Annotated in this window: 13 protein-coding genes; 10 read left to right on the top strand and 3 right to left on the bottom strand. The window is 68.3% G+C overall.

Annotation, left to right across the window (positions count from 1 at the left end):
• The first annotated feature begins 164 nt into the window (after positions 1–164).
• Genes rapZ through whiA form a run of 3 tightly spaced genes read left to right on the top strand, consistent with a single transcriptional unit; the run spans position 165 to position 3066 of the window.
• Positions 165–1040, top strand: coding sequence for an RNase adapter RapZ (gene rapZ / locus NFL01S_RS10695; protein WP_062974185.1), 876 nt, complete (start codon positions 165–167; stop codon positions 1038–1040).
• Positions 1037–2092 (top strand): gluconeogenesis factor YvcK family protein, encoded by a 1056-nt coding sequence (locus NFL01S_RS10690; protein ID WP_062973993.1) that lies wholly within the window; start codon positions 1037–1039, stop codon positions 2090–2092. The genes rapZ and NFL01S_RS10690 overlap by 4 nt, the downstream gene beginning before the upstream one ends.
• A complete protein-coding gene (gene whiA / locus NFL01S_RS10685) occupies positions 2089–3066 on the top strand; it encodes a DNA-binding protein WhiA (RefSeq protein WP_174375588.1) in 978 nt (325 codons plus the stop codon). Before NFL01S_RS10690 ends, whiA begins: the two co-directional genes overlap by 4 nt.
• A gap of 435 nt (positions 3067–3501) precedes the next feature.
• Here the strand turns inward: whiA and NFL01S_RS10680 are convergent, their stop codons facing one another.
• Entirely contained in the window at positions 3502–4110 is a 609-nt protein-coding gene (locus tag NFL01S_RS10680; protein WP_062974183.1) for a GNAT family N-acetyltransferase, read from the bottom strand.
• Between the two features lie 279 nt (positions 4111–4389).
• Here NFL01S_RS10680 and gap point away from each other — a divergent pair, with 279 nt between their 5' ends.
• The 3 genes from gap to tpiA are packed head-to-tail and all read left to right on the top strand — an operon-like array spanning position 4390 to position 7425.
• A complete protein-coding gene (gene gap, locus NFL01S_RS10675) occupies positions 4390–5409 on the top strand; it encodes a type I glyceraldehyde-3-phosphate dehydrogenase (RefSeq protein ID WP_062973991.1) in 1020 nt (339 codons plus the stop codon).
• 7 nt (positions 5410–5416) lie between these two features.
• Positions 5417–6640, top strand: coding sequence for a phosphoglycerate kinase (locus NFL01S_RS10670; RefSeq protein WP_062973989.1), 1224 nt, complete (start codon positions 5417–5419; stop codon positions 6638–6640).
• The gene (gene tpiA / locus NFL01S_RS10665) at positions 6640–7425 is read left to right on the top strand and encodes a triose-phosphate isomerase (protein WP_062973987.1); all 786 of its coding nucleotides are present in this window, start codon (positions 6640–6642) and stop codon (positions 7423–7425) included. Before NFL01S_RS10670 ends, tpiA begins: the two co-directional genes overlap by 1 nt.
• Here tpiA and NFL01S_RS10660 read toward each other — a convergent pair.
• The gene (locus NFL01S_RS10660; RefSeq protein WP_063915910.1) at positions 7367–8995 is read right to left on the bottom strand and encodes an MFS transporter; all 1629 of its coding nucleotides are present in this window, start codon (positions 8993–8995) and stop codon (positions 7367–7369) included. The two genes, tpiA and NFL01S_RS10660, sit on opposite strands and share 59 nt — an antisense overlap.
• A 260-nt stretch (positions 8996–9255) precedes the next feature.
• Between NFL01S_RS10660 and NFL01S_RS10655 the strand changes: the two genes are divergently transcribed.
• Together NFL01S_RS10655 and NFL01S_RS10650 are read left to right on the top strand one after the other, a co-directional pair.
• Positions 9256–9849 carry a TetR/AcrR family transcriptional regulator gene (locus NFL01S_RS10655; protein WP_062973985.1) on the top strand — a complete coding sequence of 198 codons (594 nt, stop codon included), beginning with the start codon at positions 9256–9258 and terminating at the stop codon, positions 9847–9849.
• A gap of 144 nt (positions 9850–9993) precedes the next feature.
• Complete coding sequence (locus tag NFL01S_RS10650; RefSeq protein WP_062973983.1) at positions 9994–10287, top strand: hypothetical protein; 294 nt, start codon at positions 9994–9996, stop codon at positions 10285–10287.
• A gap of 137 nt (positions 10288–10424) precedes the next feature.
• On the opposite strand, the gene NFL01S_RS10645 is transcribed toward NFL01S_RS10650, so the two are convergent.
• On the bottom strand, positions 10425–11222 hold the full coding sequence (locus tag NFL01S_RS10645) for an META domain-containing protein (RefSeq protein WP_062973981.1): 798 nt from the start codon (positions 11220–11222) through the stop codon (positions 10425–10427).
• A gap of 150 nt (positions 11223–11372) precedes the next feature.
• Between NFL01S_RS10645 and NFL01S_RS10640 the strand changes: the two genes are divergently transcribed.
• Together NFL01S_RS10640 and NFL01S_RS10635 are read left to right on the top strand one after the other, a co-directional pair.
• Entirely contained in the window at positions 11373–12731 is a 1359-nt protein-coding gene (locus NFL01S_RS10640; RefSeq protein ID WP_084492580.1) for an MFS transporter, read from the top strand.
• Positions 12732–12762: 31 nt separating this feature from the next.
• The gene (locus NFL01S_RS10635; RefSeq protein ID WP_157116449.1) at positions 12763–14370 is read left to right on the top strand and encodes an MFS transporter; all 1608 of its coding nucleotides are present in this window, start codon (positions 12763–12765) and stop codon (positions 14368–14370) included.
• Positions 14371–14378: the final 8 nt, after the last annotated feature.

Genomic DNA, 14378 nt, shown 5'->3' with positions numbered 1-14378 from the left:
CTGCGCTCCGGAACAGGGGGCCGGGCGCATGCGCTACAGCAGGGTGACCGAAACGCATTCCCGAACACAGATCCGGGTGGTACATGACTCGCGTCGAATCGAACAGCAGTACGAAAGTGGTGCCGGGTGGGGGACCGGGTGCGGGGACCCCGGTCGAGGTCGTGATGGTGACCGGGCTGTCCGGTGCGGGGCGGGGGACCGCCGCGCGAGTTCTGGAGGATCTCGGTTGGTACGTCACCGACAATCTGCCGCCGGAACTGATCGGGCGGATGGTCGAACTCGGCGCCTCGGCGGATCCGCCCATCCGCCGGCTGGCGATCGTGATGGATGTACGGAGTCGTTTCTTCACCGGTGATCTCCCCGCGGTCACCGATCAGTTGCGGGCCCGTGGCGTGCCCACCCGGATCCTGTTCCTGGAGGCCTCCGACGATGTGCTGATCCGCCGGTTCGGGTTCGCCCGGCGCCGCCACCCGCTGCAGAACGACAGTGCCGACGGAACCCTGTCGGCCGGGATCGCCGCCGAACGAGTCCGGCTCGCCGGGGTGAAGGCCGCTGCCGATGTGGTCATCGACACCACGGAGCTGTCGATCCACCAATTGCACCGGAAACTGGAGGAGGTCTACGGCGGCGGCACGCCCGCCGCACTGCAGCTGACCGTGCAATCGTTCGGATTCAAGTACGGTGTCCCGCTGGACGCGGACATGGTGCTGGATGTGCGTTTCCTGCCCAACCCGCACTGGGTACCAGAACTTCGGCAGCACACCGGTCAGGAAGCGGTGGTCAGTGACTATGTGCTGTCGCGTCCGGGCGCCGAGGACTACCTGCGGACCTGCGAGCATCTGATCGAGCTGACCACCCAGGGTTACCGCCAAGAGGGGAAGCGATACATGACCGTCGCAGTGGGCTGTACCGGCGGCAGACATCGCAGTGTCGCGATCGCCGAGGCCCTCGGTCAGCTGGCCGGCCGCAGCATCGACAACGACGCGGACGGCCCGGTCGATACGGTGCGGGTCCTGCATCGGGATCTGGGGCGCGAATGAGCGTCCCGGACGGCACTCGCCACGGTCCCGAGGTCGTCGCACTCGGCGGCGGACACGGTCTCTACGCCACCCTGTCGGCGGTGCGCCGGCTCACCCGGCGGATCAGCGCGGTGGTCACCGTCGCCGACGACGGCGGTTCCTCCGGCCGGCTGCGCCGCGAACTGGGCGTCCCGCCGCCCGGCGATCTGCGGATGGCCCTGGCGGCGCTGGCGGCCGACGCCGACGGCGTCCTCACCCGGACCGTGCAGCATCGCTTCGGCGGTACCGGCGCACTGGCCGGGCATTCGGTCGGGAATCTGCTGCTGGCCGGTCTCACCGAGGTACTGGGTGATCCGGTGGCCGCCCTCGACAAGGTCGGTGAGCTGCTCGGTATCAGTGGGCGGGTACTGCCCATGTCGACCCTTCCGCTCGATATCGAGGCCGATGTCTCGGGGCTGGAAACCGACCCGCGGGTGAGCCGCTGTATCCGCGGTCAGGTGGCAGTGGCCACCACTCCCGGCAAGGTGCGCCGGGTGCGGTTGCTGCCCGCCGACCCGCCCGCCTGTGCCGAGGCCATCGCCGCCATCGAACGAGCGGATGCGGTGGTCCTGGGGCCCGGATCGTGGTTCACCAGCGTCATCCCGCATCTGCTGGTGCCCGGTCTGCGCGATGCGCTGGTGCACACCCGGGCGCGTAAGGTGCTGATTCTGAATCTGGTCGCACAGCCCGGTGAGACGGCGGGTTTCTCCGCCGAACGTCATCTGCATGTATTGTCCCAGCACGCACCGGATTTCGCGGTCGACGAGGTTCTGGTCGATTCCGGGTGCGTACCGGAGGGACGCGAGCGCGAACATGTGGCCAGAGCGGCCGGGCAACTGCGGGCACGAGTAGTCTTTTCCGATGTCGCCGACGCGGGAACGGCCCGGCACGATGCCGGAAAGCTCGCCGCCGCACTGGATCAACTGATCCACGAGCCCCGGCCCGCGTTACCGGGGTTTCGAGTCGAGGGACAGCACATGGGTCAGGATGTGCGGTCCGGGTTGGGTGGAAAGGAGCACGTCTCGTGGCGATGACAGCCGAAGTGAAAGACGAGCTGAGCCGGCTCGCCGTAACACAGGTGAGTGCGCGTAAAGCCGAACTGTCCGCCCTGCTGCGTTTCGCCGGCGGTCTGCATATCGTCGGCGGGCGGGTGATCGTCGAAGCCGAAGTCGATATGGGGTCCATCGCGCGGCGGTTGCGGCGGGAGATCTTCGAACTCTACGGATACGGGTCGGATGTGCATGTGCTCAGTGCCGGTGGCCTGCGCAAATCCTCCCGTTACGTGGTCAGGGTCGCGAAGGAGGGCGAAGCCCTCGCGCGCCAGACCGGACTGCTGGACGTGCGCGGCCGGCCCGTGCGCGGACTACCCGCCCAGGTCGTCGGCGGCAGTGTCGCCGATGCCGAGGCTGCGTGGCGCGGCGCCTTCCTGGCCCACGGCTCGCTCACCGAACCCGGCCGCTCCTCGGCGCTCGAGGTGAGCTGCCCGGGTCCGGAGGCGGCGTTGGCGCTGGTGGGCGCCGCGCGGCGGCTCGGTATCTCGGCGAAGGCGCGGGAGGTGCGTGGCACCGACCGGGTCGTGGTGCGCGACGGTGAGGCGATCGGGGCGCTGCTCACCCGGATGGGTGCGCAGGACACCCGGCTCACCTGGGAGGAACGCCGGATGCGGCGTGAGGTCCGCGCCACCGCCAACCGGCTCGCCAACTTCGACGACGCCAACCTGCGGCGATCGGCACGCGCCGCGGTCGCGGCGGCGGCCAGGGTCGAACGTGCGCTGGAACTGCTCGGTGACGACGTCCCGGACCATCTGGCGGCGGCGGGGAAGCTGCGCGTCGAACACCGGCAGGCCTCCCTAGAGGAACTCGGCCAGCTCGCCGACCCTCCGATGACCAAGGACGCGGTGGCCGGCCGTATCCGGCGGCTGTTGTCCATGGCCGATCGGCGGGCCAAGGAACTCGGCGTCCCCGATACCGAATCGGCGGTTACGGCCGAACTGCTCGACGACGCCTGAGCCGCCGTGGGTCCGGGGTCCGCGGCCGGGCGCCGTGCCGTGGATACGGGCCCGGCTCCGACGACACCGCGCGGAGACGTTCCAGCACGATGCGCCTTCCATGATCGGCTCATATGCCATGGATTCGGTATGGTGCGCGCCGCCCCGGCTCGACGCGTGCCGCTCTGCCGTGCTGCGGATACCCGGCTGGGAACACCGCAGAGTGTGGTCCGGCGGCTGTGCTCGGACCCCACTTCTGTGGCGGGGCGGCGGGCATACGACCGGGCAGGGGCCGCGCATGACCCGGCGCGGGTCCGTGGTCCGCTCGGAGGTTATTGCTTGCCCCATGCGTGCCCGCCCGGGTGGCCCGTAGAACCGGAGTGGTTCGGTCGGCCGGCGTGCGGGCCTTCCGCCACCTCACCGGGGCGGCGCCCGGCTGCCCGTGCTCCGGAACCGCTACGGCTGCCGGAGCATGCACCAGGTCAGCGGGCCGCCGTCGGGGATATCCACTTCCGCGGTCACGTGGAAACCCAGGTGCTCGTAGAAGCGCACGTTCTCCGCGGTCGATGTTTCCAGGAACGCCGCGGCACCCTCGCGCGCGGCGGCGGTCAGACCGGGCTCGATCACGGCGCGGCCCAGTCCGCTGCCCCGGCGGGTGGGGTCCACGCCTACGGTGCCGAGGAACCAGACGGGCTCGATCGGTCGGTGCGGATGCATCGCCGCCTCCGCTGCCGCGTGTGCCTCGGCGCGGTCACCGGCCAGTTCGGTGAAGCGGGGGGCGAGTTCGGTGAACACCGCGCCGGCGTCGGTGGCGGGGGTGGTCCAGACGGCGACCGCGTCACCGTCGTCGGCGACCCACACCCTGCCGTGGGGTAGTCCGATGCGGGTGAGGAAGAGTTCCTGGAACTCGGCCAGCCGGCGTTCGTGCTCGTCCGCGGCGATGGTGTGCCGGGTCCACGGGTAGTCGGCGAATGCCCGGGTGAGGCTTCTGGTGGCGTGGGGGATATCGGCGGGAGTGGCCGGACGGACGTGCGGCCCGGGATCGGGGAGAGATGAACTGGACATCCCACCATCCTGCGGTGCGGCGCCGGGAGTTGCCAGTGATTTACGGGGCCCGTTGCGGTCGTAGGCCCCCGCGGGGTTGCGGATTCGGGCCGGAGCTGCGGTCGCCCGCCGGATCCGGCACGCCCGGCCCGACACGCGGAGGTTGCGCCGCGGATGAGGTCCGGGCGCGCCCGGATAGCCGGTGCTCACCAACACCAGGGGTGTGTCGGAGAGCGGACCCCGAGGCATTAGTGTGGATGGCGTCGGAATCATCCGCTTGACAGCTGAGGAGCGAGAAACGTGACTGTCCGGGTAGGTATCAACGGCTTCGGCCGTATCGGACGTAACTTCTTCCGGGCGGTGGAGGCGCAGAAAGCGCTCGGCACCACCGATATCGAGATCGTGGCGGTCAACGACCTCACCGACAACGCGTCTCTGGCCACCCTGCTCAAATACGATTCGATCCTCGGCCGGCTGCCGAAGGATGTCTCGCTGGACGGCGAGGACACCATCGTGGTCGGCGACCAGCGCATCAAGGCGCTGGCCGTGAAGGAGGGCCCGGCGGCCCTGCCGTGGGGCGATCTCGGCGTGGACGTCGTCGTCGAGTCCACCGGTATCTTCACCGACGCCACCAAGGCCAAGGGCCACCTTGCCGCCGGCGCCAAGAAGGTCATCATCTCCGCGCCCGCCAAGGGCGAGGACATCACCATCGTGATGGGTGTCAACGACGACAAGTACGACGGCAGCCAGAACATCATCTCCAACGCGTCCTGCACCACCAACTGCCTGGGCCCGCTGGCGAAGGTCCTGAACGACGAGTTCGGCATCGTCAAGGGTCTGATGACCACCATCCACGCCTACACGCAGGACCAGAACCTGCAGGACGGGCCGCACAAGGATCTGCGTCGCGCCCGCGCCGCCGCGGTGAACATCGTGCCGACCAGCACCGGTGCGGCCAAGGCCATCGGCCTGGTGCTGCCCGAGCTCAACGGCAAGCTCGACGGCTATTCGCTGCGTGTCCCGATTCCCACGGGTTCGATCACCGACCTGACCGCGGATCTGGCGAAGAAGGCGACGGTCGACGAGATCAACGCGGCGTTCAAGGCCGCGGCGGAGGGCCCGCTGAAGGGCATCCTGAAGTACAGCGTCGACCCGATCGTCTCCAGCGATATCGTCACCGATCCGCATTCGTCCATCTACGACGCGCCGCTGACCAAGGTCATCGACGACCAGGTGAAGGTCTACTCCTGGTACGACAACGAGTGGGGCTACTCCAACCGCCTCGCCGACCTCATCGGCCTCGTCGGCAAGTCCCTCTAGGACCGGCGTGAGCATCAAAACTCTGGACGATCTCCTCGCCGAGGGCGTCGAGGGGCGCGGCGTACTGGTGCGCTCCGACCTCAACGTCCCCCTCGACAACGGCGAGATCACCGATCCGGGCCGGATCATCGCCTCGGTGCCGACCATCCGCGCACTGGTGGAAGCCGGTGCGAAGGTGGTCGTCACCGCGCATCTCGGCCGCCCGAAGGGTGCCCCGGATCCGGCGCTGTCCCTGGCCCCGGTGGCGACCGGGCTGGCCGCCGAACTGGGGCGCAATGTGCAGCTCGCCGGTGACGTGGTGGGCCAGGACGCGCTCGCGCGCTCCGAGGGCCTCACCGATGGTGATGTGCTGCTGCTGGAGAACATCCGCTTCGATCCGCGCGAAACCAGCAAGGACGATGCCGACCGGGCGAAGCTGGCCGCCGCGCTGGTGGAACTGGTCGGCGACGACGGCGCGTTCGTCTCCGACGGGTTCGGTGTGGTGCACCGGAAGCAGGCCTCGGTGTACGACGTGGCGAAGCTGCTCCCGCACTATGCGGGCACGCTCGTCGCGGCCGAAGCCGATGTCCTGGCCAAGCTCACCGAATCCACCGACCGCCCGTATGCGGTTGTGCTGGGCGGGTCGAAGGTCTCGGACAAACTGGCCGTGATCGAGGCGCTGGCCCCCAAGGTCGATACCCTGGTCATCGGCGGCGGAATGTGCTTCACCTTCCTGGCCGCCGAGGGACTGTCCGTCGGTTCCTCGCTGCTGCAGGAGGAAATGATCGACACCTGTAAGCAGTTGTTGGACCGCTACGCCGATGTCATTCACCTGCCGCGCGATATCGTCGTCGCCGATTCCTTCGCCGCGGACGCGGAATCGAAGGTCGTGCCGTGCCATGAGATCCCGGACGGCTGGATGGGCCTGGACATCGGCCCGGAATCGGTGCAGCGTTTCGCCGCACTGCTCACCGAGGCGCGCACGGTGTTCTGGAACGGCCCGATGGGCGTGTTCGAGTTCGACAAGTTCGCGGCCGGTACCCGCGGTGTTGCCGAGGCCATCGCCACGGCCACCGGTAAGGGTGCGTTCACCGTTGTCGGTGGTGGCGATTCCGCGGCGGCCGTGCGGGCGCTCGGAATTCCGGAGAGCGATTTCTCGCATATCTCCACCGGCGGCGGGGCCTCGCTGGAGTATCTGGAAGGTAAGACGCTGCCCGGCATCAGCGTGCTCGACGATGCGGAGGACGCGTAATGGCTCGGAAACCGCTGATCGCGGGCAACTGGAAGATGAACCTCAATCACCTCGAGGCCATCGCCCTGGTGCAGAAGATCGCGTTCGCGCTGCCGGACAAGTATTTCGACAAGGTCGATGTCACGGTGATTCCGCCGTTCGTCGATATCCGCAGCGTGCAGACGCTGATCGAAGGCGACAAACTGCGGATCACCTACGGTGCGCAGGATGTTTCGGTACACGAATCCGGCGCCTACACCGGTGAGGTCAGCGCGGCCATGCTGGCCAAGCTGGGGTGCCGTTTTGCGGTGGTCGGGCATTCGGAGCGCCGCCAGTACCACAACGAGGACGACGCCACGGTACTCGCCAAGGCGAAGCAGGCGCTGAAGCACGGGGTCACCCCGATCGTCTGCATCGGTGAGGGCCTGAATGTCCGCGAGGCGGGCACCCACGTCGAGTACAACCTCGAGCAGTTGCGGGGTTCGCTGAAGGGCCTGAAGCCCGAGGAGATCGCGAAGGTCGTCATCGCCTACGAACCCGTATGGGCGATCGGCACCGGAAAGGTCGCCACCCCGGCCGACGCGCAGGAGGTGTGCGGCGCCATCCGTGGCGAGCTCGCCCAACTGGCCGGAGCCGAGGTCGCCGAGACCGTGCGGGTGCTCTACGGCGGTTCGGTGAACGCCAAGAATGTCGGTGAGCTGAGCAAGCAGACCGATATCGACGGTGCGCTGGTGGGCGGGGCATCGCTCAAGGGCGACGAGTTCGCCACGCTGTCCGCGATCGCCGCAGGTGGTCCCCTGCCCTGAGCAGCTGAAGGTTTCGAGGCCCGCCGGGTACCGTCCCGGCGGGCCTCGGTGCTTTCCGGGGCCCGGGTGCCCAGAAACCGAGGACGACCGCGGCGAAAAGACCGATGATCGCGAGAGCGAAAACGGTGTCGTGCAGGCCGTCGACGAACGCGGACCGGGCGAGGTCGAGCAGTGGTTGCGCCTGCGGCCCGGCCTGTTCGGCGAGCTGGGTGGTGGCGCCGAGCGAGTGCGCGACGGGTTCGCGGGCCGGTTCGGGCAACCGGGGCAGGCTGGTGGCGACACCGGCGCGGTAACCGGCGGTCAGAACGGTGCCGGCGACGGCGATACCGATGGCCGCGCCGATTTCGCGGGCGGCGTCGTTGACGGCCGCGGCGACGCTGTGCCTATCGGTATCGGCGTCGGTCATGATCGCGGTGGTGGCCGGTGCCGCGGCGAGGCCGATTCCGATGCCCACGATGGTCAGTGGAATCAGAACGCCCGGATAACCGGCGTCGGGTGTCAGGCGGGTCATGAGCAGCAGCCCGGCGGCGAGGACGGTCAGACCGGCCACTGTGGGCAGGCGAAGTCCGTAGCGGGTGGTGAGCAGTGACGACAGCAACGACAGCGCGACGACGGCGATTCCCATGGGCAGGACGGCAACGGCGGCGTGCAGGGGGCTGTAGCCCAGGATCAACTGCAGATACTGCACGACGATCAGGAACAGACCGAACGTGATGAGGAACTGGACGGTAATGGACGCGGCACCGCAACCGAAACCCCGCCGCGCGAACAACCGCAGATCCAGTAGTGGATACCGGACCCGGAGTTCGGTGAGGACGAAAAGTTCGGTGGCGAGCGCCGAACTCGCCAGCCCGGCCAGAATATAGGGATCGCTCCAGCCCCGGTCGGCGACCGCGATCAGCGACCAGACCAGCAGTGCGATAGCGGCGACACCGGTGAGCGCACCGATCGGGTCCAGTCCGGCCGGGGTGGTACTGCGGGATTCGGCGAGCCCGAATCCCGCGGCGGCGAGCACGACCGCGGCACCGGCCATGGCGACGAAGATCGACTGCCACGACCACCATTGCAGTAACAGCCCGGACCCGACGAGGCCGAGCAGACCTCCGGAACCGGCGGCTCCGGCCCACACCCCGACGGCCCGGGCCGAGGCGCCCGGCGGGAACACGGTGGTGATCATGGACAGAGTGGACGGCATGACCAGGGCGGCACCGAGGCCGGCGAGTACGCGGGCGCCGATGAGCCAGTCGACCGCCGACGTCGCCAAGGGAACCGTGGACGCTACCGCGAAAACGAGGAGCCCGCCGATCAGCAGGCGTCGCCGGCCGTAGCGGTCACCCAGGGCGCCCGCGGGCAGGACCATACAGGCCAGGGCGAGCGTATAGCCGTCGACGATCCAGGTCGTCTGAGTATGGCTCGCGCCGGTGGCGATAGAGATCTCCGCCAGCGAGGTGTACAGGGCGGCCATCGAGGCGATCACCAGAGTGACGGCCAGGCAGGAAACGACCACTGTCCGCCGCTGTGCCCACGTCCAGCCGCCGACCGGCGGGTCCATCACTTCGAGGGTCGACATCCGCTCTCCGTTCGCAGTCCGACGCGCCGCCGGCTTCGGGCGGCCGCCGAAGGCGGCCGTGCGCCGAGCCGGCCGGCGCGACGACCGATCGCCGGCGTCGTGTCCGCATCCACGGTCGTCGCTGTCTGCCGCCGGAACAAGATCTGCGACCGAAGTAGAAACACAATTCGCCGCGAGATTATCCGCTGCTGTCTCACATGATTGTCGTGAACTGGGAGAAAGCGAGAACTCCGGTAGCAGGTTCGTCTCATAATGAGCCGATGGCTCGAGACTGGCTCCTCGGCGCGGATCGTCACGACGCCGCCGCCGACCACATCTATGCCGCGGTCGCCGAGCTGATCACGCGCCGCGGCTTCGATGGTCTCGATGTCGATACCGTGGCACGGCATGCGCACTGCTCGCGCGCCACCGTCTACCGGCATACCGGCGGTGTAACCCATCTCCGCGAGACCGTCCTTGCTCGCGCGGCAAACCGTATCGCCGGGGTGGTCGAGTCCGCCCTCGGTGACCTCACCGGCTCCGACCGCGTGTCTGCGGCGCTCACCGTCACACTGCACGAAGTCCGCTCCGATCCCATCGTCGTCGCGTTTCTCGCCTCGCAGCACGGGCCCCGTTCGGTGGTGACCTTCGCCGAATCGCCGGCGCTGATCGGCATCGTCTCCGATATGCTGGGCACGCCCGCGGACGATCCCCTCGTCGGCATCTGGTTCATCCGATCGGTGTTGTCCCTGCTGTTGTGGCCGACCGACGCGGAATCGGAAGCTCAGCTGTTGCAACGCTTTCTCATCCCTGCCCTCCATCCGCGAGACGACGACAGGCGCCCCGAAGGCCGCGTCGCGCGGCCCGCCGGGTGATTCCGGGCAGAGGCGGGTCTGCGGCCGCCGCGACGTGCCCATCGACGGGCGATACCGCCCGGCTATCGCAGACGCGGCCGCGGATCCGGAATACTGCGGTGCCGGACCCGAACAGACCACAACTCCGAGCGAAAGGAACAGTGCGTGCGATACCTTCTCGAAACCGTGGGTGTTTTCGCCGTCGGCGCAGCGCTCACACTGACTGCCGAGCTCGGCGCCGAGGCGGCTCCCGGCGACTTCGTCTACCGCTCCCAGGTCGGTGGTCCGGCTGTGCTGAACGATCTGGAATCCGACCGGTGTTACAACACCCCGGGTGCTGCCGGAATGCTCGCCAACGACACCGATATGGACGTGGCGGCATTCCCCGGACCGAACTGCGAAGGCGTGCCCATGGACGCGGAAACCGGAGCATTCGAGAGCGTGGTGTTCGGCTCATAGTTGCCGGCGCCGATACACGAGCCCTAGCCGAGGTCTGAGGTCCGAGGCCCAGCCGAGGCCCGAGGCGGGAATCATGGTCGCCGCCGCGGTCGCCGGGAGGCAACCTGCGTCCACGCGGACCGGAGCGGCGGATCGAACTACCGGGCGCGCAGCGTCAAACCGTGGCCGTTGGGGTTGCGCAGAGTGAGGGTTTCGGCGTCGACCGTGGCCTGCGCCGTGCCGTCGAGGGCGGCGAGTACCGCGCGCTCCACCTCCATCACCTCGGGTGTGCACATCATCCGGGTGGTGGCCGCGGTGAACGCGATATCGGCGCCTTCCGGGGTTTCGGTGACCTCGGCGCGGCCCGTCAGCCGGTTGCAGCCGGCGAAACCGGTCAGCCCGCCGTCCTCGGCGATGGTGAGGCCGGGCCGCACTTCGTCGATTGTGCGGGATGAGACCTGGGCCTGTGGGGTGAGCAGCGTGGTGACGACCCATTCGGTACCGCGGATCGGCCGGTCCGGTTGCGCGACTTTCTTGTCCGTGAGTACCACCGTCGCTTTCTTGCCGATCAGCGTCAGCCGGTCGCGGTCGAGCTCCCAGGTCGGTTCGCCGCGCAGCAGTTCGCCCACCCAGGTATCGGATCCGGCGCGTTCACCGGGACAGGCGGCGAGGGTGCTCGCCAGTTCGGATACGTGCAGAACGCGATCGTGCAGATCCACCGCACCGCTGTGTGTGTTGCAACCGGCGTCGGCGGTGATCCGGCCGTCGGCGAAAGCGAGGGTGAGCGGTCCGCCGCCAGGGATCGCTGTGCCGGTGACCTCGGTGGAAATATAGGTATGGCCCATCGGCGTAGCCGTGGGCGTCGCGGGTTCCGGCTCCTCATCATTCGAGCAGGCTGTGGCAGCCAGCAGGATCAGTGCGAGGGCCGCGCCGAATCGGAGCAGTCGTCCGGGCATGCCGCCGATGTTACCTGGCGCGGGCCGGCCGTCCGGGCGGCGACATCCGGGCGCGACCGCGCTCGAATCGCACTGATTCCAACCCTGCCGAGCCGCTCCGTGGCGCCATAACCTCACCGGTCGAGCCGATGCCGTACCGAAGGGGACACCATGTCGTTGCTGGAAACCGCGGAGGTGCCTGCCCGCACCGACGTCCCCTCGGTCCCGGCCGCGGCGGGCACGGGCGGGCCGGCCGCTCGCGACACCCGGAAAGCGGTTGCTGCGAGTCTGATCGGGACCACCGTCGAGTGGTACGACTTCTTCCTCTACTCCACCGCGGCGGGCATTGTTTTCGACGAACTGTTCTTCCCGAGCACCAGTGCCTTCGTCGGAACCATGCTGTCGTTCGCCACCTTCGCCGTCGGGTTCCTGATGCGTCCGGTGGGCGGTCTCGTCTTCGGGCATATCGGCGACCGGATCGGCCGGAAACGTACGCTCGCATTGACGATGGCCATCATGGGCGGATCCACCGCCCTGATGGGCGTACTGCCCACCGCCGCCGCGATCGGTGTCGCCGCGCCGATTCTCTTGCTGGCGCTGCGGATGCTGCAGGGTTTTGCGCTCGGCGGGGAATGGGCCGGTGCGGTACTGCTGGCCGTCGAGCACAGTCCGCGCCGGAAAGTGGGATTGTTCGGTAGTTATCCGCAGGTCGGGCTGGCACTGGGCCTTGCGCTGGGCACCGGGGTCTTCGCGCTGTTGCGCACGGTGATGAGCGAAGACGCGTTTCTGGCGTATGGATGGCGGATCGCGTTCGGCGCCAGTCTGGTGCTGGTGCTGATCGGCCTGGTGGTGCGGTTGAAAATCGATGAGACGCCCGCGTTTCGCGAGGTGGACCGGCTGAAACGCATCTCGAAAGTGCCGGTGGTCGAGTTGTTCCGCAGCGCCCGTTCCCGGCGTAATACTGTCCTGGGATTGTTGTCCCGCTGGGGTGAGGGCGCGGCATTCAACACCTGGGGTGTTTTCGCGATCAGCTTCGCGACCGGTCAACTGGGTTTCGAGCAGGTGCCGGTGCTGCTGGCGGTCACCGTCGCGGCGGTGGTGATGGCCGCGCTCATCCCGGTCTCCGGCTTGCTCACCGACCGTTTCGGGCCGCGGCGGGTGTACATCGCCGGGATCGCGGCCTACGGGGTGCTGGTGTATCCGGTGTTCCTGCTTTTCGAGACCGGCAATATCGTGGTGTTCACCGTGGCCATCATCGCGGTGTTCGGTGTCGCGCACGCATTGTTCTACGGAGCGCAGGGCACCTTGTACGCCGGTCTGTTTCCGCCCGAGGTGCGGTACACGGGGCTGTCGTTCGTCTACCAGTTCTCTGGTATCTACGCTTCGGGGCTGACTCCGATGATCGTCACGGCACTGATCGCGGTCGGGGGCTCCACACCGTGGCCGGCATGCGGATACCTGGTGGGGACCGCGGTGGTGAGCGTGATCGCGACCCGGTTCATCCGCGAGGAGGATCGCCTCACCGCGTGAGCAGCCGGCCGCCCGGTCAGAGCGCGCAGCTATGCTGTCCCGAGTGACCACAGCCGCGCCGAAACCAGTTTCCACCTGGGCGCCGCTGCGATCCCCGGTTTACCGGGCGCTGTGGATCGCCCAGCTGGTCTCCAATCTCGGCACCTGGATGCAGATGGTGGGCGCCCAGTGGGTGCTGGTCGACGAACCCAATGCGGCGGCCCTGGTTTCGTTCGTGCAGACGGCGACGACGCTGCCGGTGATGATCTTGTCGATACCGTCCGGGGTGCTCGCCGATCTGCTGGACCGCCGGCGCCTGCTGCTCGGCGCACAGTGCACCATGGCGGTGCTGGCGGCGGTCCTGGCGATCGCGACCGCCACCGGTCACACCACCCCCTCGGTGTTGCTCATCCTGTTGTTCCTGCTCGGCTGCGGTCAGGCGGTCGTCGCTCCCTCGTGGCAGGCGATCCAGCCCGAACTGGTGCCGCGCGACCAGATTCCGTCTGCTGCGGCGCTGGGCAGTATGAATATGAACATCGGGCGGGCTGTGGGCCCGGCGATTGCGGGCGTGCTGGTCGCGCTGTCCGGGCCGGCGCTGGTGTTCACGCTCAACGCCTTTTCCTTCTGCGCGATCGTCGGTGCGCTGCTGCTGTGGCGGCGGCCGAAGGTGGCGCGCGAGTTCCCGAGCGAACGCCCGCTGGCGGCACTGCAGGCCGGGACCCGATTCATCAAATCGGCACCGGCGATCCGGCGGGTGCTGCTGCGCACCGCGCTGTTCGTCGCCCCCGGTAGTGCGTTGTGGGCGTTGCTACCGGTGATCGCACGTGATCAGCTGGGCCTGGGCTCGTCCGGTTACGGCGTTATGCTCGGCGCGCTCGGAGTGGGCGCGGTACTCGGCGCGGTCAGCCTGGCGCGGGTGCGCGCGCTGCTCACTCCCACTCAGCAGGTCGCCGCTGCCGCGCTGATGTTCGGTGTGGCCTGCTGCGGAACCGCGCTGCTGCGGGTCGAGGCGCTGGTGCTGATTCTGCTGGTATTCGCCGGTGCGGCCTGGCTGCTCACCCTCTCGACCATGAACGCCACCATGCAGCTGCTGCTCCCCGGATGGGTGCGGGCGCGTGGACTGTCGGTGTACATGCTGGTTTTCATGGCCGGTCAGGCGATCGGTTCGGTGGTATGGGGCCTGGTCGCCGGCGCCTACGGTGCCGTCACCGCCCTGCTGATCGCCGGTGGGTTGCTCGGGTTGGCCGCGCTCAGCACCGTATGGCTGCCCATGCGCCAATTCGCCGCCGGTTTCGACCTGACCCCGCATGCATACTGGCCCGAACCGCAGCTGGTGGTGGAACCGGAACCGGACGATGGCCCGGTGCTGGTGCTCAAGGACTACGACGTACCGGCGGACCGCGTCACCGAGTTCCTCGACGCGATGAGTTTCGTGGGCCGGTCCCGGCAGCGCACCGGTGCCATGGAATGGCGGCTGTACCGCGATGTCGGTGCCGAGGACCGCTACGTCGAGGCTTTCGTGGTGCGCTCCTGGTCGGAGCATATGCAGCAGCACAAGGTGCGGCTGACCGCCCAGGACCTGATGCGTGAACGCGCGGTCGCGGAATTCGCCCACGACGAGACGCTCACCCACCTGGTGTCGGTCGAACCGCGCGCATAGATACACTG

This window comes from Nocardia flavorosea NBRC 108225 (assembly GCF_001613385.1).
Taxonomy (GTDB): Bacteria; Actinomycetota; Actinomycetes; order Mycobacteriales; family Mycobacteriaceae; genus Nocardia; species Nocardia flavorosea.
The sequence above is the reverse complement of the archived record's forward strand: the minus strand, read 5'-3'. Positions and strand labels throughout refer to the sequence as shown.

Coding starts and splice junctions, on each gene's coding strand:
- rapZ (WP_062974185.1), top strand. CDS start 165: ATGGTGACCGGGCTGTCCGGTGCGGGGCGGGGGACCGCCGCGCGAGTT.
- NFL01S_RS10690 (WP_062973993.1), top strand. CDS start 1,037: ATGAGCGTCCCGGACGGCACTCGCCACGGTCCCGAGGTCGTCGCACTC.
- whiA (WP_174375588.1), top strand. CDS start 2,089: ATGACAGCCGAAGTGAAAGACGAGCTGAGCCGGCTCGCCGTAACACAG.
- NFL01S_RS10680 (WP_062974183.1), bottom strand. CDS start 4,110: ATGTCCAGTTCATCTCTCCCCGATCCCGGGCCGCACGTCCGTCCGGCC.
- tpiA (WP_062973987.1), top strand. CDS start 6,640: ATGGCTCGGAAACCGCTGATCGCGGGCAACTGGAAGATGAACCTCAAT.
- NFL01S_RS10660 (WP_063915910.1), bottom strand. CDS start 8,995: ATGTCGACCCTCGAAGTGATGGACCCGCCGGTCGGCGGCTGGACGTGG.
- NFL01S_RS10655 (WP_062973985.1), top strand. CDS start 9,256: ATGGCTCGAGACTGGCTCCTCGGCGCGGATCGTCACGACGCCGCCGCC.
- NFL01S_RS10645 (WP_062973981.1), bottom strand. CDS start 11,222: ATGCCCGGACGACTGCTCCGATTCGGCGCGGCCCTCGCACTGATCCTG.
- NFL01S_RS10640 (WP_084492580.1), top strand. CDS start 11,373: ATGTCGTTGCTGGAAACCGCGGAGGTGCCTGCCCGCACCGACGTCCCC.
- NFL01S_RS10635 (WP_157116449.1), top strand. CDS start 12,763: ATGCTGTCCCGAGTGACCACAGCCGCGCCGAAACCAGTTTCCACCTGG.